The organism is Serratia sp. X3 (genome assembly GCF_014982455.1).
GTDB classification, from domain to species: domain Bacteria; phylum Pseudomonadota; class Gammaproteobacteria; order Enterobacterales; family Enterobacteriaceae; genus Serratia; species Serratia ureilytica.
In genome coordinates, this window is sequence record NZ_JADCNB010000002.1 from 449,408 (window position 1) to 473,446 (window position 24,039).

The window sequence follows — 24,039 nt, forward strand, 5'->3', positions numbered from 1 at the left end:
CCTTCTTAATTATTGTTATCGCGAATTTCTTGCCACAGCTTGCCGCACTTGGCGTCGTAAGCCTGACCGTTACCGCTGTGAACCGCCATAATGCAGTTCTGATAATCCATCACCCGCACCGTTTCCTGCGCGGCGAACTGCTGGTGCTGTTTCTCTTGCTTCAGCACGTTAAGCACCGCCTTGCACGGCTGCAGACGCTCCGGCGAGCCTTCCGCGGTATTGATGCAGGCGCTGTAAGCCTGTTTCAACCTGGCGTCTTCCGGCGGCGCAGCGGGTTGCGCACAGGCGCTCAGGGCCGCAGCGGCCGCCAACATCAGCATGATTTTTTTCATCGTTGAATTCCCTTAACTGCCCCGGCGGCGAGGCCGGGGAACGCATCAGAAGATGGTGAATGGCGCGATGACCATGAACTTGACGTCTTTCTCGTCCTGGAAGATGTTGCCGTAACCGCCGCCCCAGCTCGGAATGTTGGTGTGATTGTCATACTGGGTGTAATGCAGCTTGAGCAGCGTGCCCTTGGCTCGCCCTTCCTGGATGGTGTACATCGCGTCCAGACTCCAGGCGCTCTCTTTCAGGCGCTGGCTCTGATCGTAGATTGGGTTGGTGCTCGGCTTGGCGTCCCAGGCGTAAACGTAAGAGCCGCCGACCGCCATGCCCGGCAGGTTCCAGTTGCTGAGGTCATACATCACGCCGGCATACACCGCTTTCTCGCCGTTGGCGTTAAAGTCGGAGCGGTTATCCCACCACACGTCCAGGCGACCGTTTGACGAGGCGTAGGTCGGGGTCATACGTTGCAGGAAGAAGCCCTGATTGCCTTCCGCCTTGACCATGGTGCCTTCCAGACGCCAGTTGAACTGGCCGGTGGTGTAACCGAAGGTCAGGGCCTGCAGCCAGGCCAGGCCGTCGTAGATGCTGTTCGGATCGTTCTTGTTGCTGATGCGGTCTTCCGCGCCATAGAACTGGTAACTGGTGGTCAGCGGGTTGCCCAGCAGATCGAATTTGTAAGACGCCTTGGTGAAGTACTGATTCACGTACCCCTGGGCCTGGCCGTAAGCGGCTTCCAGCACCAGATCGTTTTTGAAATCGTACTTGGCGCCCAGCGAGTGCAGGTAGGAGACGCGGGTTTTCTTGTCGTTCTGGCGGAAGTCGTCCATCTCGATATGCCACGGCGCTTTGTATTTGTCGGCCCACATGTAGGAGAAGCTCAACGCGCCGGCATCGCCGTAGTCGAACTTGGCGCCGGCTTCAGCCCCCTGATAAGTGCCCGGCATAAAGCTCCAGTGCGGCGCCAGCAGGGTTTGGCCGCTCGGCTGAATATAGCCGGCGCGCGCCCAGACCGGGCCGTATTTGAATTTGGCGGCGGCTTTGTACAGGCTGATACCGCCTTTGTCACCGGAGTAGTCTTCGTCGTAGGTACGGTTCTTCGAGGAGAATGCGATTTCGTTCGGGTGACCGCTGGCGCTGGATTCAGCCAGTTCGATGGCGGTAAAAGTGCCGACATCCAGACCGAACATGTCCCAGGCGTAGCCCGAGGCGAAATCCAGGCTCAGGTTGGCGGTGGAGTGGGACAGGTTGGTGGTGTATTGATTGTAATCCTTGCTGTCCGGATTGAGATCTTTACGGTCGCGCTCACGTTGCCAGTAATAAATGCCGCCGGTCAGCGTGGAATCCTCGATAAACCCTGCGGCTTTCGCCTCAGGCGCCATGGCAAACCCTGTTCCCAACAGCGCGCCCGCGACTGCGAGCGCCAGCGTTTTACGCTGAGCACCGTGCGTACCCATATTGAAATTCCTCTTTGACTTAACTTAAAAGTTGCAGCCGCCTGTGTTCACCACTGCCCTGCACGACTGCCAATAAAAAACCCGAACGGGTAAAAAATATTGCCGACGAGATGTTATTCCCACAGCACTAATTGCTACAGACAGACTATTTTTCGCGACGCGAATTATCAAATGAAAAATGCGGAAGATTTGTCAAAGTATGACAAAGAGCACATATCGGTGATAATTTGTTACGCTGACATTCATGGAAGGTGTCGAATAAAAAATTCAATTAAATCAGAATAAACACAGATACCAGGTCAACCAGAGACGATTAATGGTTTCAGCCTGACTAAATGCGTCAGTCAGGAAATAAAATTTGAGAGCGCTCTCTAAATGAAATTAATTCGCATCACGAATATATAAGAAAAGATTAAGACTACTAAGCCCAATATAAGAAAACTTATTGATTAACGCACCGCAGTTAATTAAAAGCAGCCCGGAAAAACGTGGCGGGAATAGAGGATTTGCTCAATCGCAGGCATAAAAAAGCGCGGCCTGAGCCGCGCTGATACATTAATTTTCGAGGCGATTAAGATTAGCCTTCGATTTTCGCCCAGGTGTCACGCAGACCGACGGTGCGGTTAAACACCAGGTGCTCAGCCGAAGAGTAATGGCTGTCGGCGCAGAAGTAGCCTTCACGCTCGAACTGATAGGCTTTCTCCGGCTGTGCGGCCGCCAGACTCGGCTCAACGAAACCGTGCTTGATCACCAGCGATTCCGGGTTAATGGTGGAGAGGAAGTCCTCCGCCGCACCCGGGTTAGGTACGCTGAACAGGCGATCGTACAGGCGAATTTCCGCCGGCAGCGCGTGCGCCGCAGACACCCAGTGGATCACGCCCTTCACCTTGCGGCCGTCGGTAGGATCTTTGCTCAGCGTTTCCGCATCGTAGCTGCAGAAGATGGTGGTGATCTCGCCCGCTTCGTCCTTCTCGACGCGCTCGGCCTTGATCACGTACGCATTGCGCAGACGCACTTCCTTACCCAACACCAGACGCTTGTACTGCTTGTTGGCTTCTTCGCGGAAGTCGGCGCGATCGATATAGATCTCACGGCTGAACGGCACATCGCGGTTGCCCATTTCCGGCTTGTTCGGGTGGTTAGGCATGCTGACCATTTCCACCGCGTCGCCCATGTTCTCGATAACGATTTTCACCGGATCGAGCACCGCCATGGCGCGCGGCGCGTTTTCGTTCAGATCGTCGCGAATGCAGGATTCCAGCGCCATCATTTCAACGTTGTTGTCTTGCTTGGTTACGCCGATGCGCAGGCAGAACTCGCGGATCGAGGCGGCGGTATAACCGCGGCGGCGCAGACCGGAGACGGTCGGCATGCGCGGGTCATCCCAGCCTTCGACGATCTTCTCGGCCACCAGCTGGTGCAGCTTGCGCTTCGACATGATGGCGTATTCGAGGTTGAGACGCGAAAACTCGTACTGACGCGGGTGGCAAGGAATGGTGATGTTATCCAGCACCCAGTCATACAGACGGCGGTTATCCTGGAACTCCAGGGTGCACAGCGAATGGGTGATCCCTTCCAGCGCATCGGAAATGCAGTGGGTGAAATCGTACATCGGGTAGATGCACCATTTGTTGCCGGTCTGGTGGTGTTCGGCGAACTTGATGCGGTACAGCACCGGATCGCGCATCACGATAAACGGCGAAGCCATATCGATCTTGGCGCGCAGGCAGGCGGCTCCTTCGGCGAACTCGCCGTTGCGCATCTTCTCGAACAGCGCCAGGTTCTCTTCCACGCTGCGGCCGCGGTACGGGCTGTCTTTGCCCGGCGCAGTCAGGGTACCGCGATATTCACGGATCTGCTCCGGCGACAGTTCGTCGACGTAAGCCAGGCCCTTGGTGATCAGCTCCACCGCATACTGGTGCAGCTGATCGAAATAGTCTGAGGAGTAACGAACGTTGCCGCTCCACTCAAAGCCCAGCCACTCCACGTCGTGCTTGATAGACTCGACGAACTCGATGTCTTCTTTCACCGGGTTGGTGTCATCGAAGCGCAGGTTGCACTGGCCCTGATAGTCCTTGGCGATGCCGAAGTTCAGGCAGATGGACTTGGCGTGGCCGATATGCAGATAGCCGTTAGGCTCCGGCGGGAAACGGGTATGTACCGACGTGTGTTTCCCCGACGCCAGATCTTCATCGACGATCTGACGGATAAAATTGGTTGGGCGGGCTTCAGCCTCACTCATTTCACTGTTCCTCAATGCAAAGCGCTACACATAACCGCCTATGATCCAACAAGCCACGTCTGGAAACAACCGTTTGTTTCATGAAAAATGCGGCGCGTTGCACCATCGGCGCGCAGCGCACCGCCGTGGGGCGAAACGGGATAAAAAAAGCGGGAAGAGATCGCTCTCTTCCCGCCAAGTCGGGGCAAACGCCGCCATGATGCGTGTTCGGCCCCAGGCACTACTCAGGTAAAAACAGCCTTATTTCTGGATCTCGTACAGCTTGGTCTGACCGGCGACCACAGAGCCGCTGGCCAGCGCCGCCAGGCCGGCGTACTCGTCAGAGTTGCTGACTACCACCGGGCTGATCATCGAACGCGCATTGGCATTCAGGTAATCCAGATCCAGTTCCAGAATCGGTTGACCGGCTTTCACTTCCGCGCCCTCTTCCACCAGGCGTTTGAAGCCCTGGCCTTCCAGCGCGACGGTGTCGATCCCCATGTGCACCACGATCTCGGCGCCCTTGTCGGTTTCCAGGCAGAATGCGTGGTTGGTATTGAAGATTTTCACCACAGTGCCGTCAGCCGGCGCCACCACGATCTTGTCGGTCGGGCGAATCGCCAGGCCGTCGCCTACCGCCTTGCTGGCGAAAGCTTCATCCGGCACCTGTTCGAGCGCCACCACTTCGCCGGTCACCGGCGCCAGCAGCGTTTCAAACGCGGCTTTCGGCGCGTTCGGCACCGCCTGCGGTTTGGCTTCCGCGGCAGGCGCCGCCGCCGGGGCCGCCGCCGGGGCCGCCGCTGCCGCTACCGGGCCGGCCGCAATCACGTTGCGCATTGCGCTGGCGATAAGTTCGGCACGGGTGCCGACGATCACTTGCACGCTCTGCTTGTTCAGGCGGATAACGCCCGACGCGCCGAGGCGTTTCGCCAATGCGTCGTTCACCAGCGCGGAGTCTTTCACATTCAAACGCAGGCGGGTGATGCAGGCGTCGATGCCGGTCAGGTTGTCGGAACCGCCGATCGCACCGACGTAACGACGAGCCAGGGTGGTGGTTTCGTTCTCGTCTTTACCGGCGTTGCTGTCGACGTTGACGTCGTAGCCGTCGGTTTCGTCACCGGCAACCGCCAGCTCGCGGCCCGGGGTCATCAGGTTGAATTTATTGATGGTGAAGCGGAACACCACGTAGTAGATGACGAAGAACACCAGGCCTTGCGGGATCAGCATGTACCAGTGGGTCGCCAGCGGGTTGCGAGACGACAGCACCATATCCACCAGGCCGGCGCTGAAGCCGAAACCGGCGATCCAATGCATGCTGGCGGCGATGAACACCGAGATACCGGTCAGCACAGCGTGGATCACGTACAGCACCGGCGCCACGAACATGAAGGAGAATTCCAGCGGTTCGGTAATACCGGTAAAGAAGGCGGCGAAAGCGGCTGCCAGCATGATGCCCGCCACTTTGGCTTTGTTCTCAGGACGCGCGCAGTGGTAAATGGCCAGCGCCGCCCCCGGCAGACCGAACATCATGATCGGGAAGAAGCCCGCCTGATAACGGCCGGTGATGCCGACAACCGCTTTACCGGCTTCGATCGACTGCTGGCCGCCAAGGAAGTTAGGAATATCGTTGATGCCGGCCACGTCGAACCAGAACACCGAGTTCAGCGCGTGGTGCAGACCGACCGGGATCAGCAGGCGGTTGAAGAAGGCGTAGATGCCCGCGCCGACCGAGCCCATTTTCTGAATGTGTTCACCGAAGTTCACCAGACCGTTGAAGATCACCGGCCAAATGTACATCAGGATGAAAGCCACCAGGATCATCAGGAAGGAAATGAGGATCGGCACCAAACGGCGGCCGCTGAAGAACGACAGCGCCTTGGGCAGCTCGACGCCGCTGAAGCGGTTGTACACTTCGGCGGAGATGATGCCGACCAGAATACCGACGAACTGGTTCTGGATCTTGCCGAACGCGGCGGGCACCTGATCCAGCGGGATCTTCTGAATCATCGACACGGCGGCCGGGGAACAGAGGGTGGTCAGCACCAGGAAGCCGACGAAGCCGGTCAACGCGGCGGCGCCGTCCTTGTCTTTGGACATGCCGTAGGCCACGCCGATAGCGAACAGCACCGACATGTTGTCGATGATAGCGGAGCCGGATTTAATGAAGAAAGCGGCGAGCGCGTTGTCGCCGCCCCAACCAACAGGGTCAATCCAGTACCCGACGCCCATCAAGATGGCGGCGGCGGGCAGCGTGGCGACCGGCACCATCAGCGCCCGTCCCACCTTTTGCAAATAACTAAGAATGTTCACCTTTTCCCCCTATGTTGTCCGCGGACGGACCCTATTAGTAGTTTATTTGGAGCTCTCACTACCTTTTTAGAAACAGCGCTTGGCACGTATCACTCATGCCGAGTGTAAAAAATTTATTTTGTATCGCAAATTAAAACCTCCTTTTTTGTGATAAATATCACCAAAAAGTAGTCTTTACCTCCCAGATTGCTGGCCATCACACAAAACTTATTTTATCATTCAAAAAATCAACCGGACGGACGATTCACGCGAGAATCATAAAGCTGGGTTACGCTTACGACTCCCGCAGGCCCGTACAGTATAGCTTTAGTTTACTTATCCCAAGAGGTGTTAGATGAGACTTATCCCACTGAAAGATACCGCACAAGTCGGCAAATGGGCCGCGCGTCATATCGTTCAACGCATCAACGCATTCAAGCCAACCGCAGAGCGCCCGTTTGTGCTCGGCCTGCCCACCGGCGGCACGCCGCTGGAAGCCTACAAACATCTGATTGCGATGCACAAAGCAGGTGAAGTAAGCTTTAAGCATGTTGTGACTTTCAACATGGACGAGTACGTTGGCCTGCCGCAGGAACACCCGGAAAGCTATCACACCTTCATGTACCGCAACTTCTTTGATCACGTTGATATCCCTCGCGAAAATATCAACCTGCTGAACGGCAACGCCGCGGATGTCGACGCCGAGTGCCGCCAGTACGAAGAGAAGATCAAGTCTTACGGCAAAATTAACCTGTTCATGGGCGGCGTGGGCATCGACGGCCATATCGCGTTCAACGAGCCGGCTTCGTCCCTGGCTTCGCGCACCCGCATCAAAACGCTGACCGAAGACACCCGCATCGCCAACTCGCGCTTCTTCGGCGGCGATGTCAGCCTGGTGCCGAAATATGCGCTGACCGTCGGCGTGGGCACGCTGCTGGACGCGGAAGAAGTGATGATCCTGGTCACCGGCCACGCCAAGGCGCAGGCGCTGGAAGCCGCAGTGGAAGGCAATATCAACCACATGTGGACCATCAGCTGTCTGCAGCTGCACGCCAAAGCGGTAGTGGTGTGCGACGAACCGGCCACCATGGAGCTGAAAGTCAAAACTGTCAAATATTTCCGCGAGTTAGAAGCGGAAAGCGTTAAAAGTCTTTAATCTTTGCAGGGGGCTACGATGTTCGCTTTAACCCACGGCCGAATCTATACCGGCCACGACGTACTTGATGACCATGCAGTCATTATCGCTGATGGGCTGATCGAGAAAGTCTGCCCGGCGGCTGAATTGCCCGCCGGCATCGAAACGCGCGACCTGGGTGGCGCCATCCTGGCCCCCGGGCTTATCGACGTGCAGCTGAACGGCTGCGGCGGCGTACAGTTCAACGATTCGCTGGAAGCGATCTCGGAAGAAACGCTGGAGATCATGCAGCGCGCCAACGAGAAATCCGGCTGCACCAGCTATCTGCCGACGCTGATCACCAGCAGCGACGAATTCATGAAGCACAGCGTCAACGTGATGCGCGCTTATCTGAAAAAGCACCAAAACCAGGCGTTGGGCCTGCACCTGGAAGGGCCATACCTCAGCCCGGTGAAAAAAGGCACCCACAACCCGGCGTTCATTCGCAAGCCAACCCAGGAAATGATCGATTACCTGTGCGCCAACGCCGACGTGATCACCAAGGTGACGCTGGCGCCGGAAATGGTTGAGCCGCACTTTATCAAGCAGTTGACCGAGGCCGGCATCGTGGTCTCCGCCGGCCACTCGAACGCCACCTACGATCAGGCTCGCACCGGTTTCGCCGCCGGCATCAGCTTCGCCACCCACCTGTACAACGCCATGCCTTATATCACCGGCCGCGAACCGGGGCTGATGGGGGCGATCTTCGATACGCCGGAGGTCTATACCGGCATCATCGCCGACGGCCATCACGTGGCCTGGGCGAGTATCCGTAACGCCAAACGCCTGAAAGGTGATAAATTGGTCCTGGTCACCGATGCCACCGCGCCGGCGGGCGCAGATATTGACCAATTTATTTTCGCCGGTAAAACAATATACTATCGGGATGGGCTGTGCGTGGATGAGAACGGCACCCTGAGCGGTTCCGCGCTGACCATGATCGAAGCGGTGCGAAACAGCGTCGAGCATATCGGCATCGCGCTGGACGAAGCGCTGCGCATGGCGACGCTGTATCCGGCGCGCGCCATCGGCGTCGATCACCGTCTGGGCACCCTCGAAGCCGGCAAGGTGGCTAACCTGACCGCCTTCACCCGTGATTTCAAGATCACCAAAACGCTCGTTAACGGTAACGAGGTTTAATTCAATGAACAGCGAGTAAAATTATTGATGAGCACTGGCGGACAAGCACAAATAGGGAACGTTGACTTAGTCAAACAACTTAACGGCGCGGCAGTTTACCGCCTGATCGACCAGCAGGGCCCGATCTCGCGCATTCAGATTGCCGAACTCAGCCAGCTCGCCCCCGCCAGCGTCACCAAAATTACTCGCCAGCTGCTGGAGCGCGGGCTGATCAAAGAAGTCGATCAGCAAGCCTCCACCGGCGGCCGCCGCGCGATCTCCATCGTGTCGGAAACCCGTCATTTCCATACCGTCGCGGTGCGTCTCGGCCGCCACGACGCCACTATCACCCTGTATGACATGAGCGGCAAGTCGCTCAGCGAAGAACACTATCCGCTGCCGGAACGCACTCAAGAAACGCTGGAGAATGCGCTGTTCGCCGCCATCGCCCAATTCATCGACGCTAACCAGCGCCGCCTGCGCGAGCTGATCGCCATCGCGGTGATCCTGCCCGGCCTGGTGGATCCGGCGCTGGGCGTGGTGCGCTACATGCCGCATATCAGCGTCAGCAATTGGGCGCTGGTGGACAACCTGCAGCAGCGCTTCAACGTCACCAGCTTCGTCGGCCACGACATCCGCAGCCTGGCGCTGGCGGAGCACTACTTCGGCGCCACCCGCGACTGCGAAGACTCGATTCTGGTGCGCCTGCACCGCGGCACCGGCGCCGGCATCATCGTCAACGGGCAGATTTTTCTCGGCAACAACGGCAACGTCGGCGAGATCGGCCATATCCAGATCGATCCGCTGGGGGAACGCTGCCACTGCGGCAACTTCGGCTGCCTGGAAACCGTGGCCGCCAACGCGGCGATCGAACAGCGCGTGCGCCAGTTGCTGAGCCAGGGCTACCCAAGCAAACTGACGCTGGAAGACTGCGGCATCAACGCCATCTGCAAGGCCGCCAACCGCGGCGATCTGCTGGCCAGCGAAGTGATCGAACACGTAGGCCGCTATCTGGGCAAGGCGGTGGCCATCGCCATCAACCTGTTCAATCCGCAGAAGGTGGTGATCGCCGGTGAGATCACCGAAGCGGACAAGGTGCTGCTGCCGGCGATCCAGAGCTGTATCAATACCCAGGTGCTGAAGGACTTCCGCAAAAATCTGCCGGTGGTGACCTCCGAACTCAATCATCGCTCGGCGATCGGCGCTTTCGCCCTGGCCAAACGCGCGATGCTCAACGGCGTGCTCTTGCAGCGATTGCTGGAAAGCTGATCCGCCGCTTCTGGCAGGCGTGTTATCGTCACCCTTCGCCTGCCGTAATCATGAGAAACAGCGACAAATGAAAATCAAAAACGTTATATGCGATATCGACGGCGTGCTGCTGCATGACAATACGCCGGTTCCCGGCGCCGATCTGTTCCTGGCGCGCATCCAGGAACAAGGCATGCCGCTGGTGGTGCTGACCAACTACCCATCACAGACCGCACAGGATCTGGCGAACCGCTTCGCCGCCGCCGGGCTGGAAGTGCCGGAGAGCGCGTTCTACACCTCGGCGATGGCCACCGCCGATTTCCTGCGCCGTCAGGAAGGCAAAAAAGCCTATGTGGTCGGCGAAGGCGCCTTGATCCATGAGCTGTACAAAGCCGGTTTCACCATCACCGACATCAACCCGGACTTCGTGATCGTCGGTGAAACCCGCTCTTACAACTGGGACATGATGCATAAAGCCGCCTACTTCGTGAGCAACGGCGCGCGCTTTATCGCCACCAACCCGGATAGTCACGGCCACGGCTTCTCGCCGGCCTGCGGCGCGCTGTGCGCCCCCATCGAGAAGATCACCGGCCGCAAGCCGTTTTACGTCGGCAAGCCCAGCCCGTGGATCATTCGCGCCGCACTGAACAAAATGCAGGCGCACTCGGAAGAGACGGTGATCGTTGGCGACAACCTGCGCACCGACATTCTGGCGGGCTTCCAGGCCGGCCTGGAAACCGTGCTGGTGCTGTCCGGCGTCTCCACGCTGAGCGACATCGAAACCATGCCGTTCCGCCCGAGCTACGTCTACCCTTCCGTCGCCGATATCACCATCTTCTGATGCGGCTATGGCGGCCGCCCGGCCGCCATTATTTCCTTCTCCCTCAGCGTCAGTTTGAATTTAATTCGTCCATGGCCATAAAAGGTTTCAGCCTGCCTGCGTTAAAAATCCTCATTATAACGTTACGCCCCGCCAATAGCTGATATTGCCGGCGAGCGGAAAACCCTTACCCCTAATTAATGAGGCTACCATGAGCACAAATAACACTATTAATGCCGTCGCCGCCGATGACGCGGCCATTATGCCGTCTATCGCCAATAAAAAGATCCTGATGGGTTTCTGGCACAACTGGGCCGCCGGCGCCAGTGACGGCTATCAGCAGGGCCAGTTCACCAATATGAACCTGACCGACATTCCCGCCGAGTACAACGTGGTGGCCGTCGCCTTTATGAAAGGCCAGGGCATCCCGACCTTCAAGCCTTACAACCTGTCCGACGCTGAGTTCCGCCGCCAGGTGGGCGTGCTGAACAGCCAGGGCCGCGCGGTGCTGATCTCCCTCGGCGGCGCAGACGCGCATATCGAGCTGAAAACCGGCGACGAAGACAAGCTGAAAGACGAGATTATTCGCCTGGTGGAAGTCTATGGCTTCGACGGCCTGGATATCGATCTGGAACAGGCGGCGATCGGCGCCGCCAATAATAAAACCGTCTTGCCAGCGGCGTTGAAAAAAGTAAAAGACCATTACGCCGCGCAGGGAAAAAACTTTATTATCAGCATGGCGCCGGAATTCCCGTATTTACGCACCAACGGCACCTACCTGGATTATATTAATGCCCTCGAAGGCTATTACGACTTTATCGCGCCGCAATATTATAACCAGGGCGGCGACGGTATTTGGGTGGATGAACTCAATGCCTGGATCACGCAGAATAACGACGCCCTGAAAGAGGACTTCCTCTACTACCTGACGGAAAGCCTGGTTACCGGCACCCGCGGCTATGCGAAGATCCCGGCGGCGAAATTCGTCATCGGCCTGCCGAGCAACAACGATGCCGCCGCCACCGGCTACGTGGTCAACAAACAGGCGGTGTATAACGCTTTCTCGCGTCTCGACGCCAAAAACCTGTCGATCAAGGGCCTGATGACCTGGTCAATCAACTGGGATAACGGCAAGAGCAAAGCCGGCGTCGCCTACAATTGGGAGTTCAAAACCCGCTATGCGCCGCTGATTCAGGGCGGCGTCACCCCACCGCCGGGAAAGCCTAATGCGCCGACGGCGCTGACGGTCGCAGAGCTGGGCGCCACCTCGCTGAAACTGAGCTGGGCCGCCGCCACCGGCGCCTCACCGATCGCCAGCTACACCGTCTACCGCGACGGCAACCCGATCGGCCAAACCGCCGGTCTGTCGCTGGCCGACAGCGGTCTGACGCCGGCAACCCAGTACAGCTACTTCGTTACCGCGACCGACACCCAGGGCAATACCTCCCTGCCGAGCAGCGCGCTGGCGGTCAAAACCGCCAATGACGGTACGCCGCCCGATCCGGGCGCGCCCGAGTGGCAGAACAACCACAGCTACAAAGCCGGCGACGTCGTGAGTTATAAAGGCAAGAAATACACCTGTATTCAGGCGCACACCTCCAATGCCGGCTGGACGCCGGATGCCGCGTTCACTCTCTGGCAGCTCATCGCCTAATCGCTAATCGATTGCCGGTCAAACTGGCCGGCAATCCCGCCATCACGCTAAAAATTGCATAATCGATAATTTTTCACGCCAATAACTGAAAATCCGTTAAAAACCTCAGCCACGCAAACAACTATTTCTCAGCGCATGGCTAAAACGCTTGCAACCTCTGCAGCTTTTGGCGCATTTTCATAACCACAGCGCAGCAAAACCGCGTTATCGCTGATAAATCGGCAATGCTGCCCATAACAGTAAAAACAACATCACAGTCATAAAAGCCCGTTAGGAGAGTTGTATGTGTTCTATTTTCGGTGTGCTCGATCTGAAGTCCGATCCCGTTGAACTGCGTAAGAAAGCGCTGGAGCTGTCACGTCTGATGCGCCACCGCGGCCCGGATTGGTCCGGCGTTTACGCCAGCGACAAAGCCATTCTGGCTCACGAACGCCTGTCGATCGTCGACGTCAACAACGGCGCTCAACCGCTGTACAACGCTGCGCACACCCACGTTCTGGCGGTCAACGGCGAAATTTACAACCACCAGGCGCTGCGCCAACAGCTGAGCGACCGCTATGCCTTCCAGACCGGCTCCGACTGTGAAGTGATCCTGGCGCTGTATCAGGAGAAAGGCCCGGAGTTCCTCGACGATCTGCAAGGCATGTTCGCCTTTGCCCTGTATGACACCGAAAAAGACGCCTACCTGATCGGCCGCGATCACCTGGGCATCATCCCGCTGTACATGGGCCATGACGAACACGGCAACCTGTACGTTGCCTCGGAAATGAAAGCGCTGGTGCCGGTGTGCCGCACCATCAAGGAATTCCCGGCCGGCAGCTACCTGTGGAGCCAGGACGGCCAGATCCGCGAATACTATCGCCGCGACTGGTTCGATTACGACAGCGTCAAGGACAACGTGACCGACGCCGCCGCCCTGCGCACCGCGCTGGAAGAGTCGGTGAAAAGCCACCTGATGTCCGACGTGCCTTACGGCGTGCTGCTGTCGGGCGGGCTGGATTCCTCGGTCATTTCGGCGATCACCAAGAAGTACGCCGCGCGCCGCGTGGAAGATCAGGAACGCAGCGAAGCCTGGTGGCCGCAGCTGCACTCCTTCGCCGTCGGGCTGGAAGGCTCGCCGGATCTGCGCGCCGCGCAGGAGGTGGCCAACCATCTGGGCACCGTGCACCATGAGATCCACTTCACCGTGCAGGAAGGGCTGGACGCCATCCGCGACGTGATTTACCACATCGAAACCTATGACGTCACCACCATCCGCGCGTCGACGCCGATGTACCTGATGTCGCGCAAAATCAAGGCGATGGGCATCAAGATGGTGCTTTCCGGCGAAGGCGCGGACGAAGTGTTCGGCGGCTACCTGTACTTCCATAAGGCGCCGGACGCCCGCGAATTCCACGAAGAGACCGTACGCAAACTGCTGGCGCTGCACATGTTCGACTGCGCACGCGCCAACAAGGCGATGTCCGCCTGGGGCGTCGAAGCCCGCGTGCCGTTCCTGGACAAGAAATTCCTCGACGTGGCGATGCGCATCAACCCGAAAGATAAAATGTGCGGCAACGGCAAAATGGAAAAACACATCGTTCGCGAATGTTTCGAGTCTTATTTGCCGGCCAGCGTGGCCTGGCGCCAGAAAGAGCAGTTCTCCGACGGCGTCGGCTACAGCTGGATCGACACGCTAAAAGAGGTGGCTGCGCAGCAAATTAGCGATCAACAGCTCGAAACCGCGCGTTTCCGCTTCCCGTACAACACGCCGACGTCGAAAGAAGGCTACCTGTACCGCGAAATCTTCGAGGAGCTGTTCCCGCTGCCGAGCGCCGCCGAATGCGTGCCGGGCGGCCCATCCGTCGCCTGCTCGTCCGCCAAGGCCATCGAGTGGGATGAATCGTTCAAGAAGATGGACGATCCTTCCGGCCGCGCCGTCGGCGTGCACCAGGCCGCCTATAAATAATCGCGCGGCATTTTCCCCGGGGCGGGCCTTTTGGCCCGCCTTTTTGTTGCCTTTTCCGCCCGCCAACTGCCTGAATTGCCGATTTTATCGCCATAATGTTCACAACCCAGACAAACGGCGCTTCCGGGCGCTTTTTCGGGAAAAAACTTGTTGACGCAAATCGGTCATATACGCATAATGCGCCCCGCAACGCCGATGAAGGCAAAGCAAAAAAAGAGGGCTACGTAGCTCAGCTGGTTAGAGCACATCACTCATAATGATGGGGTCACAGGTTCGAATCCCGTCGTAGCCACCATCTCTTTTTTGTATTTGCGGGAGTGGCGAAATTGGTAGACGCACCAGATTTAGGTTCTGGCGCCGCAAGGTGTGCGAGTTCAAGTCTCGCCTCCCGCACCATTTCTCTTCATCGTCGGCGCAGTATGTTGATGGGGTATCGCCAAGCGGTAAGGCACCGGTTTTTGATACCGGCATTCCCTGGTTCGAATCCAGGTACCCCAGCCATATTCTTTCGGGAATGGGGTTTCAACATAAGATTTGTTTGCAGGTGGGGTATCGCCAAGCGGTAAGGCACCGGTTTTTGATACCGGCATTCCCTGGTTCGAATCCAGGTACCCCAGCCATAAAAAACTGCTTGCAAATCAAAGAAGTAAAAAGTAACATCGGCTACGTAGCTCAGCTGGTTAGAGCACATCACTCATAATGATGGGGTCACAGGTTCAAATCCCGTCGTAGCCACCATAATTGGGGTGTCGCCAAGCGGTAAGGCTCTGGTTTCTGATACCAGCATACCCAGGTTCGAATCCTGGCACCCCAGCCATATTTAGAAAAGCCCGCTTCGGCGGGCTTTTTGCTGTCTGCCGTTCAGCCAACCTTAAATAGGCCCAGCCACCGCTGAGCCCTGTCGGTTACAATCCCAAGGCATACTTCAACGCATGCTCTTTCAGCTTGCCCGCCCGCTGCGCGGCCATCAGCGCCAGATTGCGCGCCACGGTCAGCGGCGCCAGGTTATTGCTGAAGGCGGTATAGAACAGATCCATGCCGCTCTGCATCAACAGATTGTCAGTACGGCGGCGGCGTTGATAGCGCAGCAGCACCGCCTCGCCGCTCCAGTCTTCTCCCTGCTCCCGCGCCTCGCTCAGCACGTTCAGCAAGGCATCCACATCGCGATATCCCAGATTGACGCCCTGCCCGGCCAGCGGATTGATGGTATGCGCCGCATCGCCCAGCAGCGCCAGGCCCGGCAGCACGTAGCGCTGCGCATGACGGCGCGTCAACGGGAACGATCCGGCGGCGTGCACCTTGACCGGGCCCAGTCGCGCCGGAAAAGCGGCGGCGATCTCGCGCTCCAGCTGCGCCGGCGGCATCGCCTGCAGTTGGCGAATGCGCTGCGGGCTGTCATACCACACCAGCGACGCCCAGCTGTCGTACAGCGGCAGGAAAGCGCGCGGCCCTGACGGGAAGAAGCGCTGCCAGGTCACATCCTGCTGCGGCGCGCCGGTATCGACGGTGATCAACATGCACGCCTGACGATACTGCCAGCCGTTGGTGCCGATCGCCGCCAGCTTGCGCACCTGCGAGTTGGCGCCGTCGGCGCCGACAACCAGCCGCGCCTGCAGCGTTTCGCCGCTGTCCAGCGTCAGTTGCCAGGCCTTGTCCGCCCGCTGCAGCGATTGCAGCCTGGCGGGGCACAGTAGCGTCAAATTGGCGCACTGTGCGAACTGCTGCCACAGCGCCAGCTGCAAAATGCGGTTTTCCACCATAAAGCCCAACTCCGGCAGCCCCAGCGATACCGCATCGAACGCCACGCGCGACGACGCCCATTCCCAGGTCTCCAGCCGGCGATACGGCGCCGTGCGCATCGCCGTCACGGCGGGCCAGGCGCCAAGCTGTTTCAGCAGCCCCACCGAGGTGCAGCCGATAGCGGAAATGCGCAGGTCCGGCGGGCTTTGCGCCTCGAACGCCTGCGGCGCCTGATGTTCCAGCAACGCCACCGACCAGCCCGCCTGCGCCAGGCCCAGAGCCGCCGCCGCGCCGACCATGCCGCCGCCCACCACCACCGCGTCATACCGATTTTGAGATGTCTTCATATTGGCTATGTTTTCTATGTGAATGCTCGCCATCCCACCCGACATGGCGTTTTGCGCAGTGTACCGGATTTTCGCTTCGGCTTCAGGTTGCGTGCCATTTTCCCCCGCGCTGGTCACAACGGCGGCAAATGATTACAATACGCGCCCTGCATGTCGCGTAACGCAACTTTTGCTCCGCACTGAGTAATGGCAAGTCAATGACGAAAAAACTACATATCAAAACCTGGGGCTGCCAGATGAATGAGTACGATTCATCGAAAATGGCCGACCTGTTGAACAGCACGCACGGCTTCGAGTGGACCGACAACGCCGAGGAAGCGGACGTGCTGTTGCTGAACACCTGCTCGATCCGTGAAAAAGCGCAGGAAAAAGTTTTCGCCATGCTGGGGCGCTGGCGCTTGCTGAAAGAGAAGAACCCGTCTGTCATCATCGGCGTCGGCGGTTGCGTGGCCTCACAAGAAGGCGAACTGATCCGCAGCCGCGCGCCTTGCGTCGATGTGGTATTCGGCCCGCAGACCCTGCACCGCCTGCCGGAAATGATCAACCACGTTCAGGGCACCCGCAGCCCGGTGGTCGATATCAGTTTCCCGGAGATCGAAAAGTTCGACCGCCTGCCGGAGCCGCGCGCCGAAGGCCCGACCGCGTTCGTGTCGATCATGGAAGGCTGCAACAAATACTGCACTTTCTGCGTGGTGCCATACACCCGCGGCGAGGAAGTGAGCCGCCCGAGCGACGACGTGCTGTTCGAAATCGCCCAACTGGCGGCGCAGGGCGTGCGCGAAGTCAACCTGCTCGGCCAAAACGTTAACGCGTACCGCGGCGCCACGCATGACGGCGATATCTGCTCGTTCGCCGAACTGCTGCGTCTGGTGGCCGCCATCGACGGCATCGATCGCATTCGCTTCACCACCAGCCACCCTATCGAGTTCACCGATGACATCATCGCGGTGTACGAAGACACGCCAGAACTGGTCAGCTTCCTGCACCTGCCGGTGCAGAGCGGTTCGGATCGCATTCTGACTATGATGAAACGCGCCCATACCGCGTTGGAGTATAAGGCGATTATCCGCAAGCTGCGCAAGGCGCGTCCGAACATCCAGCTCAGCTCCGACTTCATCGTCGGTTTCCCGGGCGAGAGCCAGGCCGACTTCGAACAGACCATGAACCTGATCGCCGACGTCAACTTCGACGTCAGCTTCAGCTTCATCTATTCGTCGCGCCCCGGTACGCCGGCGGCGGACATGGTTGACGACGTCAGCGAAGAAGAGAAAAAACAGCGGCTGTACATTCTGCAGGATCGCATCAACCAGCAGGCGCTGCAGTTCAGCCGCCGCATGCTCGGCACCGTCCAGCGCATTCTGGTGGAAGGCACCTCGCGCAAAAGCGTGATGGAGCTGGCCGGGCGCACCGAATGCAACCGTGTGGTAAACTTCGAAGGCACGCCCGACATGATCGGCCAGTTTGTCGACGTGGAAATTACCGAGGTGCTGACCAACACCCTGCGTGGCGCAGTGGTGCGCACCGAGCAGCAGATGGATCTGCGCGTACATGAATCCCCGCAGTCGGTGATCGCCCGTACCCGCAAAGAAAACGCGCTGGGCGTCGGCATTTACCAGCCCTGACGCCCGTGGCGGCTCGCCTTATCGCCGCCCATTCGCGCTACTCCTTACCGTTTCTCCGCCGGGCGCCCGCGCCCGGTGATGTTCTTTTTTATTTTTTTATTGTTGAAGAGGCGACATAACATGCAACTCCCACACTGCCCGAAGTGCAACTCCGAATACACCTACCAGGACAATGCCCTGTTCATCTGCCCTGAGTGCGCCCACGAGTGGAGCGACAGCGCCCCGGCGGAAGATCAGGACGCGCTGATCGTCAAAGACGCCAACGGCAACCTGCTGGCGGACGGCGACGCGGTCACCGTGATCAAGGACCTGAAGGTTAAAGGCAGCTCCTCGATGCTGAAGATCGGCACCAAGGTGAAAAACATTCGTCTGGTGGAAGGCGATCACAACATCGACTGCAAAATCGACGGCTTCGGCCCGATGAAACTGAAATCCGAGTTCGTGAAAAAGAACTGATTCTCGGCGGCCTTGTCCTGTGATGACGCGGCGGGCTTTGCGCCCCGCCGCGTTTTTTCCTTATCTTCCCTTGAATTCCGCCGACGGCGCACAGATAGATCAGCGGTAAACTTGCGCCGTTGCGGCGCACCATGAATAATTCAAGAAAGAGAGTATTCAGGCTCGTCCTGAACGCGCGCGTCCCGGACGCGCTATGTGACATCAACCAGGCCCGATGTGACCTAGAGGAATAGTTTGAACGTCGCAACACAAGAAATTATGTTGGAGCCCGCAGACAACAAGCGTTTGCTCAGCCTGTGCGGCCCGTTTGATGACAACATCAAGCAACTCGAGCGCCGATTGGGCATCGAAATCAATCGTCGCGACAACCGCTTCAAGCTGGTCGGCAAAAACCTGTGCGTGGTCGCCGCCGCCGATATCCTGCGCCATCTGTACGTGGATACCGCGCCGATTCGCGGCGTGATCCCGGATATCGATCCGGAGCAAATCCATCTGGCTATCAAAGAGAGCCGGGTGCTGGAACAGGTGGCGGACAGCGTGCCGGATTACGGCAAGGCGGTCACCATCAAAACCAAGCGTGGCATGGTGAAACCGCGCACGCCTAACCAGGCGCAGTACATCGCCAACATTCTCGATCACGACATCACCTTCGGCATCGGCCCGGCCGGTACCGGCAAAACCTACCTGGCGGTCGCCGCCGCGGTGGATGCGCTGGAACGCCAGGAAATTCGCCGCATTCTGCTGACCCGTCCTGCGGTCGAAGCCGGCGAAAAGCTGGGCTTCCTGCCGGGCGATCTGAGCCAGAAGGTCGATCCTTATCTGCGCCCGCTGTACGACGCCCTGTTCGAGATGCTGGGCTTCGAGCGCGTGGAGAAGCTCATTGAGCGCAACGTGATCGAAGTCGCGCCGCTGGCCTATATGCGCGGCCGTACGCTGAACGACGCCTTTATCATTCTGGATGAGAGCCAGAACACCACCATCGAGCAGATGAAGATGTTCCTGACGCGCATCGGTTTCAACTCGAAGGCGGTCATCACCGGCGACGTCACCCAGATCGACCTGCCGCGCAACCAGAAATCCGGCCTGCGCCACGCGGTGGAAGTGCTGTCGGACGTGGAAGAACTGAGCTTCAACTTCTTCCACAGCGAAGACGTGGTGCGCCACCCGGTGGTGGCCCGCGTGGTCATCGCTTATGAGGCCTGGGAAGCGGCCGAACAGAAACGCAAAGACGCAATTGCCGAACAACGTAAGCGCGAGGCGCTCGCCGCCTCCGAGCAGGAGACACCATGAGCCAGGTGATTTTGGATCTGCAGATTGCCTGTGAAAGCAGCGATGGCCTGCCGGATGAAGCCACGTTCCAGCGCTGGCTCGAAGGCGTGCTGCCGCAATTTCAGGAAGAGGCGGAGGTCACCGTGCGTCTGGTGGACGAAGCGGAAAGCCACGAGCTGAACCTGACCTATCGCGGCAAAGACAAGCCGACCAACGTGCTCTCTTTCCCGTTCGAGGCCCCGCCTGGCATCGAGCTGCCGCTGCTCGGCGATCTGATCATCTGCCGCCAGGTGGTTGAACAGGAAGCGATTGAGCAAGGCAAGGCGCTGGAGGCCCACTGGGCGCATATGGTTGTCCACGGCAGCCTTCATCTGCTAGGGTATGACCACATCGAAGACGATGAAGCCGAAGAAATGGAGTCTTTGGAAACCGAAATCATGCACGGACTGGGCTATCCTGATCCGTACCTGGCGGAAAAAGACCCCGTCTGACGTCAGCCGTTTACCTTACAGCCCCTAACGGGGCTGTCGCTGACGCCCCTTAACTCTGACATGAGTGACAGTAACGAAAACGCCATGAGCGACGACCATTCACAAAGCAATGACAGCCCCAGTCCCAAGAAGGGGTTCTTTACTCTTATCCTTAACCAGCTGTTCCACGGCGAGCCCAAAAACCGTGGCGATCTGGTCGAGCTGATCCGTGATTCCGAACAAAACGACCTGATCGATCCTGATACCCGCGACATGCTGGAAGGCGTGATGGATATCGCCGAACAGCGCGTGCGCGACATCATGATCCCCCGCTCCCAGATGGTGACGCTCAAGCGCAACCAGACGCTGGAAGAGTGCCTGGACGTGATTATCGACTCCGCCCACTCGCGCTTCCCGGTGATCAGCGAAGACAAAGATCACATCGAAGGCATCCTGATGGCCAAGGATCTGCTGCCGTTCATGCGCGCAGACTCCGAGCCGTTCAGCATCGACAAAGTGCTGCGCACCGCGGTGGTGGTGCCGGAAAGCAAGCGCGTCGACCGGATGTTGAAAGAGTTCCGCTCCCAGCGCTATCACATGGCGATTGTCATTGACGAATTCGGCGGCGTGTCCGGCCTGGTCACCATCGAAGACATTCTGGAACTGATCGTCGGCGAGATCGAAGACGAATACGACGACGAAGACGATCTGGATATCCGCCAGCTCAGCCGCCACATGTACACCGTACGCGCGCTGGCGCCGATCGAAGACTTCAACGAAGCCTTCGGCACCCATTTCAGCGACGACGAGGTCGATACCATCGGCGGTTTGGTGATGCAGGCCTTCGGCCATCTGCCGGCGCGCGGGGAAACCATTGAAATCGAAGGTTACCTATTTAAAGTTGCCATGGCAGACAGTCGACGTATCATCCAGGTTCATGTAAAAATTCCGGACGACTCTCCACCACCGAAACTGGAAGATTAAATCCAACATGGCTAAAGCCTCATTACTTGAACGCCAGTGGGTTCGCGCCCTGCTGGCGCTGTTGTCAGGTGCCGGCGGGACGCTGGCGTTCTCGCCCTACGATTTCTGGCCCGCGGCCATCGTCTCCCTGTTCGGCCTGCTGGCCGTTACCCTCAATCGCACCACCAAACAGTCCGCCCTGCTCGGCTTTATCTGGGGCTTCGGGTTGTTCGGCAGCGGCATCAACTGGGTGTATGTCAGCATCGCCGATTTCGGCGGCATGCCGTTCGCCGTCAACGTCTTCCTGGTGGCGCTGCTCGCCGCTTACCTGTCGCTGTATACCGGGCTGTTCGCCGGGCTGCTGACCCGCCTGTGGCCGGCTACGCGCTGGTGGCGGCTGGCCATCGCCGCGCCGGCGCTGTGGCAGGTCACGGAATTCCTGCGCGGCTGGGTGCTGACCGGCTTCCCGTGGTTGCAGTTCGGCTACAGCCAGATTAACGGCCCGCTGAAAGGCATCGCGCCGCTGCTGGGCGTCGACGCCATCACCTTTGTGCTGATGGCCATCGCCGGCCTGCTGGTGTACGCCGTCAATCAGCGCCGCCTCTCGGCGGCGGTGATCGCCGCCGCGCTGCTGCTGTTGCCATGGCCGCTGCGCCAGCTGCAGTGGTTTACCCCGCAGACGGATAAAGCGGTGAATGTCGCCATGGTGCAAGGCAACATCGCTCAATCGATGAAATGGGATCCGAAAGCGCTGGTCAGCACGCTGCAAACCTATCTGGACGAAACCCGTCCCTACATGGGCAAGGCGCCGATCGTCATCTGGCCGGAATCCGCCATCCCGGATTATGAAGCCAATCAGAACGGCTTCCTGACGATGATGGACGACCTGATGCGGGCGAAGAACAGCAGCCTCATCACCGGCATCGTCGACGTGCGCGCCACGCCGCAGGGCCAGCAAATCTATAACAGCGCCATCGTGCTCGGTGAACCGACGCCGTACAGCTACCCTGCCAACGATCGCTACAACAAGCACCACCTGGTGCCGTTCGGCGAGTTTGTGCCGCTGGAGACACTGCTGCGGCCGCTGGCGCCGTTCTTCGACCTGCCGATGTCCTCCTTCAGCCGCGGCGACTACGTACAACCGCAGCTCAGCGTACGCGGCTACAACCTGACGGCGGCCATTTGCTACGAAATCGTGTTGGGCCAGCAGGTGCGCGATAACTTCCGCCCGGACACCAACTTCCTGCTGACCATCTCCAACGACGCCTGGTTCGGCCACTCCATCGGCCCATGGCAGCACTTCCAGATGGCGCGCATGCGGGCGCTGGAACTGGGCCGGCCGCTGCTGCGCAGCACCAACAACGGCGTCACCGCCGCGGTGGACGCGAACGGCGAGGTGATCGCCGAGATCCCGCAGTTCACTCGTCAGGTGCTTGAAGTGAAGGTCACACCGACCACCGGCGTCACGCCTTACGCGCGTTTCGGCGCCGCGCCGCTGTGGGTGATCACCCTGTTGCTGGGCGGTTGGGCGCTGATGTTGGGCCTGCGCCGCAAATAGTCCTGTTCGCCGGGGCGCGCCCGCCGCGCCCCGCGTTTCCGTAAACGTTCCCCCACCTCGGTCAGAAAACGTCGTTAAATCAACGCGGCTGGCACACTCCTTGCTTTATCTAAGGTGACATCGCACGTCGGTTAACTTTTGCTGACGTTTTGTCGCACCCGTGCACATTTTGGAGGCACCGAACGCACCATGCGGGTGCGTCGGGGTTTGGTTGCATTGATTTGGTGCGCGCGGCGTCTCAAAAAATGAAACATTTTAGTTTCAAGATATTCACAATCGGTTATTTTTTAACGGCTATCCGTTCTAAGACTATCTTTATAACCTGAGCAATAAATAGTCGATTTAAACCTGACGCTCTTTAGTCAGAGCCACCACAACAGCAAAGGAGTTGGACCATGCAAATGCGTAAATTGGCGTTATCGTTACTGCTGCTCGGTATGGCAGGTAGCGTGGCGCACGCGGAAGACCTGACCGGTACGCTGAAGAAAATCAAAGACAACGGCGTTATCGTTGTCGGCCACCGCGAATCGTCTGTGCCCTTTTCCTACTACGACAACCAGCAAAAAGTTGTGGGCTACTCTCAGGACTACTCCAACCAAATCGTTGAAGCCGTTAAGAAAAAGCTGAATGCACCGAATCTGCAGGTGAAAATGCTGCCGATTACCTCGCAGAACCGCATCCCGCTGCTGCAAAACGGCACCTATGACTTCGAATGCGGCTCTACCACCAATAACGTAGAGCGCCAGAAACAGGCCGCCTTCTCCGACACCATCTTTGTGGTCGGCACCCGCCTGCTGGTGAAGAAAGGCTCCGACATCAAAGACTTTAAAGACCTGGCCGGCAAACCGGTGGTGGTCACCTCCGGCACCACGTCCGAAGTGTTGCTGAACAAACTGAACGACAGCGACAAAATGAACATGCGCATCATCAGCGCCAAAGACCACGGCGACTCCTTCCGCACCCTGGAAAGCGGCCGCGCGGTGGCCTTCATGATGGATGACGCCCTGCTGGCGGGCGAGCGCGCCAAAGCCAAGAAGCCGGATCAATGGGAAATCATCGGCACGCCGCAGTCGAAAGAAGCCTACGGCTGCATGCTGCGTAAAGACGATCCTGAGTTCAAGAAACTGGTCGATGACACTATCGCCCAGGCGCAAACCTCCGGTGAAGCGGCCAAGTGGTTTGATAAATGGTTCAAGCAGCCTATCCCACCGAAAAACCTAAACATGAACTTCGAGCTGTCGGACGACATGAAGCAACTGTTCAAAGCGCCTAACGACAAAGCGTTGAACTGACTCAATAGAATAAAGCCGGGGCGGCCGCCAAGCCAAACCGGCCCAGTTGATGACTGGGACAGACAGGA

18 protein-coding genes and 6 tRNA genes are annotated in these 24,039 nt (G+C 58.5%); 19 read left to right on the forward strand and 5 right to left on the reverse strand.

Going from position 1 to position 24,039, the window contains the following annotated elements; translation table 11 throughout:
• Positions 1-5: 5 nt before the first annotated feature.
• The 4 genes from chiQ to nagE all read right to left on the reverse strand — a co-directional run bounded on the left by chiQ (position 6) and on the right by nagE (position 6,312).
• Complete coding sequence (chiQ, locus tag IMX17_RS12490) at positions 6-332, reverse strand: ChiQ/YbfN family lipoprotein (RefSeq protein WP_046686572.1); 327 nt, start codon at positions 330-332, stop codon at positions 6-8.
• A gap of 45 nt (positions 333-377) precedes the next feature.
• Positions 378-1,781, reverse strand: coding sequence for an OprD family outer membrane porin (locus IMX17_RS12495; RefSeq protein ID WP_033642176.1), 1,404 nt, complete (start codon positions 1,779-1,781; stop codon positions 378-380).
• A 577-nt stretch (positions 1,782-2,358) separates the two neighbouring features.
• Complete coding sequence (glnS, locus tag IMX17_RS12500) at positions 2,359-4,023, reverse strand: glutamine--tRNA ligase (RefSeq protein ID WP_046896777.1); 1,665 nt, start codon at positions 4,021-4,023, stop codon at positions 2,359-2,361.
• 240 nt (positions 4,024-4,263) lie between these two features.
• Positions 4,264-6,312, reverse strand: coding sequence for an N-acetylglucosamine-specific PTS transporter subunit IIBC (nagE, locus tag IMX17_RS12505; RefSeq protein ID WP_193549814.1), 2,049 nt, complete (start codon positions 6,310-6,312; stop codon positions 4,264-4,266).
• A gap of 334 nt (positions 6,313-6,646) precedes the next feature.
• Between nagE and nagB the strand changes: the two genes are divergently transcribed.
• The 12 genes from nagB to IMX17_RS12565 all read left to right on the forward strand — a co-directional run bounded on the left by nagB (position 6,647) and on the right by IMX17_RS12565 (position 15,071).
• Positions 6,647-7,447 (forward strand): glucosamine-6-phosphate deaminase, encoded by an 801-nt coding sequence (gene nagB / locus IMX17_RS12510; RefSeq protein ID WP_004939952.1) that lies wholly within the window; start codon positions 6,647-6,649, stop codon positions 7,445-7,447.
• Between the two features lie 18 nt (positions 7,448-7,465).
• Positions 7,466-8,605 carry an N-acetylglucosamine-6-phosphate deacetylase gene (gene nagA, locus IMX17_RS12515; RefSeq protein WP_193549815.1) on the forward strand — a complete coding sequence of 380 codons (1,140 nt, stop codon included), beginning with the start codon at positions 7,466-7,468 and terminating at the stop codon, positions 8,603-8,605.
• A 27-nt stretch (positions 8,606-8,632) separates the two neighbouring features.
• Entirely contained in the window at positions 8,633-9,853 is a 1,221-nt protein-coding gene (locus IMX17_RS12520; RefSeq protein WP_019454064.1) for an N-acetylglucosamine repressor, read from the forward strand.
• Between the two features lie 67 nt (positions 9,854-9,920).
• On the forward strand, positions 9,921-10,673 hold the full coding sequence (locus IMX17_RS12525) for an HAD-IIA family hydrolase (protein ID WP_004939957.1): 753 nt from the start codon (positions 9,921-9,923) through the stop codon (positions 10,671-10,673).
• A gap of 190 nt (positions 10,674-10,863) precedes the next feature.
• Entirely contained in the window at positions 10,864-12,306 is a 1,443-nt protein-coding gene (locus IMX17_RS12530; RefSeq protein WP_046896774.1) for a glycosyl hydrolase family 18 protein, read from the forward strand.
• A 283-nt stretch (positions 12,307-12,589) separates the two neighbouring features.
• Positions 12,590-14,254, forward strand: coding sequence for an asparagine synthase B (asnB, locus tag IMX17_RS12535; protein WP_033642171.1), 1,665 nt, complete (start codon positions 12,590-12,592; stop codon positions 14,252-14,254).
• A 218-nt stretch (positions 14,255-14,472) separates the two neighbouring features.
• Positions 14,473-14,549: transfer RNA gene (locus IMX17_RS12540), tRNA-Met, on the forward strand.
• A gap of 16 nt (positions 14,550-14,565) precedes the next feature.
• A tRNA-Leu gene (locus IMX17_RS12545) sits at positions 14,566-14,650 on the forward strand.
• Positions 14,651-14,680: 30 nt separating this feature from the next.
• Positions 14,681-14,755: transfer RNA gene (locus IMX17_RS12550), tRNA-Gln, on the forward strand.
• Positions 14,756-14,799: 44 nt separating this feature from the next.
• Positions 14,800-14,874, forward strand: a tRNA-Gln gene (locus IMX17_RS12555).
• A gap of 41 nt (positions 14,875-14,915) precedes the next feature.
• Positions 14,916-14,992, forward strand: a tRNA-Met gene (locus tag IMX17_RS12560).
• 4 nt (positions 14,993-14,996) lie between these two features.
• Positions 14,997-15,071, forward strand: a tRNA-Gln gene (locus IMX17_RS12565).
• Between the two features lie 88 nt (positions 15,072-15,159).
• Here the strand turns inward: IMX17_RS12565 and ubiF are convergent.
• Positions 15,160-16,341, reverse strand: a complete 1,182-nt coding sequence (ubiF, locus tag IMX17_RS12570; RefSeq protein ID WP_094143970.1) for a 3-demethoxyubiquinol 3-hydroxylase — start codon at positions 16,339-16,341, stop codon at positions 15,160-15,162.
• 197 nt (positions 16,342-16,538) lie between these two features.
• On the opposite strand from ubiF, the gene miaB reads away from it, so the two are divergent.
• The 7 genes from miaB to IMX17_RS12605 all read left to right on the forward strand — a co-directional run bounded on the left by miaB (position 16,539) and on the right by IMX17_RS12605 (position 23,971).
• Entirely contained in the window at positions 16,539-17,963 is a 1,425-nt protein-coding gene (gene miaB, locus IMX17_RS12575; protein WP_004939964.1) for a tRNA (N6-isopentenyl adenosine(37)-C2)-methylthiotransferase MiaB, read from the forward strand.
• Between the two features lie 120 nt (positions 17,964-18,083).
• Positions 18,084-18,419: a zinc ribbon domain-containing protein YjdM gene (locus IMX17_RS12580; RefSeq protein ID WP_004939967.1), complete on the forward strand. Its 336-nt coding sequence runs from the start codon at positions 18,084-18,086 to the stop codon at positions 18,417-18,419.
• A 258-nt stretch (positions 18,420-18,677) separates the two neighbouring features.
• Positions 18,678-19,709, forward strand: a complete 1,032-nt coding sequence (locus tag IMX17_RS12585) for a PhoH family protein (protein ID WP_170853105.1) — start codon at positions 18,678-18,680, stop codon at positions 19,707-19,709.
• Positions 19,706-20,179, forward strand: coding sequence for an rRNA maturation RNase YbeY (gene ybeY, locus IMX17_RS12590; RefSeq protein ID WP_004939970.1), 474 nt, complete (start codon positions 19,706-19,708; stop codon positions 20,177-20,179). Before IMX17_RS12585 ends, ybeY begins: the two co-directional genes overlap by 4 nt.
• 84 nt (positions 20,180-20,263) lie before the next feature.
• The gene (corC, locus tag IMX17_RS12595) at positions 20,264-21,142 is read left to right on the forward strand and encodes a CNNM family magnesium/cobalt transport protein CorC (RefSeq protein ID WP_004939973.1); all 879 of its coding nucleotides are present in this window, start codon (positions 20,264-20,266) and stop codon (positions 21,140-21,142) included.
• 7 nt (positions 21,143-21,149) lie between these two features.
• Positions 21,150-22,679: an apolipoprotein N-acyltransferase gene (lnt, locus tag IMX17_RS12600; protein WP_182264977.1), complete on the forward strand. Its 1,530-nt coding sequence runs from the start codon at positions 21,150-21,152 to the stop codon at positions 22,677-22,679.
• A gap of 395 nt (positions 22,680-23,074) precedes the next feature.
• A complete protein-coding gene (locus tag IMX17_RS12605; RefSeq protein ID WP_033642166.1) occupies positions 23,075-23,971 on the forward strand; it encodes an amino acid ABC transporter substrate-binding protein in 897 nt (298 codons plus the stop codon).
• Positions 23,972-24,039: the final 68 nt, after the last annotated feature.

Coding starts and splice junctions, on each gene's coding strand:
- chiQ (WP_046686572.1), bottom strand. CDS start 332: ATGAAAAAAATCATGCTGATGTTGGCGGCCGCTGCGGCCCTGAGCGCC.
- IMX17_RS12495 (WP_033642176.1), bottom strand. CDS start 1,781: ATGGGTACGCACGGTGCTCAGCGTAAAACGCTGGCGCTCGCAGTCGCG.
- glnS (WP_046896777.1), bottom strand. CDS start 4,023: ATGAGTGAGGCTGAAGCCCGCCCAACCAATTTTATCCGTCAGATCGTC.
- nagB (WP_004939952.1), top strand. CDS start 6,647: ATGAGACTTATCCCACTGAAAGATACCGCACAAGTCGGCAAATGGGCC.
- nagA (WP_193549815.1), top strand. CDS start 7,466: ATGTTCGCTTTAACCCACGGCCGAATCTATACCGGCCACGACGTACTT.
- IMX17_RS12520 (WP_019454064.1), top strand. CDS start 8,633: ATGAGCACTGGCGGACAAGCACAAATAGGGAACGTTGACTTAGTCAAA.
- IMX17_RS12525 (WP_004939957.1), top strand. CDS start 9,921: ATGAAAATCAAAAACGTTATATGCGATATCGACGGCGTGCTGCTGCAT.
- IMX17_RS12530 (WP_046896774.1), top strand. CDS start 10,864: ATGAGCACAAATAACACTATTAATGCCGTCGCCGCCGATGACGCGGCC.
- asnB (WP_033642171.1), top strand. CDS start 12,590: ATGTGTTCTATTTTCGGTGTGCTCGATCTGAAGTCCGATCCCGTTGAA.
- ubiF (WP_094143970.1), bottom strand. CDS start 16,341: ATGAAGACATCTCAAAATCGGTATGACGCGGTGGTGGTGGGCGGCGGC.
- miaB (WP_004939964.1), top strand. CDS start 16,539: ATGACGAAAAAACTACATATCAAAACCTGGGGCTGCCAGATGAATGAG.
- IMX17_RS12580 (WP_004939967.1), top strand. CDS start 18,084: ATGCAACTCCCACACTGCCCGAAGTGCAACTCCGAATACACCTACCAG.
- IMX17_RS12585 (WP_170853105.1), top strand. CDS start 18,678: ATGTTGGAGCCCGCAGACAACAAGCGTTTGCTCAGCCTGTGCGGCCCG.
- ybeY (WP_004939970.1), top strand. CDS start 19,706: ATGAGCCAGGTGATTTTGGATCTGCAGATTGCCTGTGAAAGCAGCGAT.
- corC (WP_004939973.1), top strand. CDS start 20,264: ATGAGCGACGACCATTCACAAAGCAATGACAGCCCCAGTCCCAAGAAG.
- lnt (WP_182264977.1), top strand. CDS start 21,150: ATGGCTAAAGCCTCATTACTTGAACGCCAGTGGGTTCGCGCCCTGCTG.
- IMX17_RS12605 (WP_033642166.1), top strand. CDS start 23,075: ATGCAAATGCGTAAATTGGCGTTATCGTTACTGCTGCTCGGTATGGCA.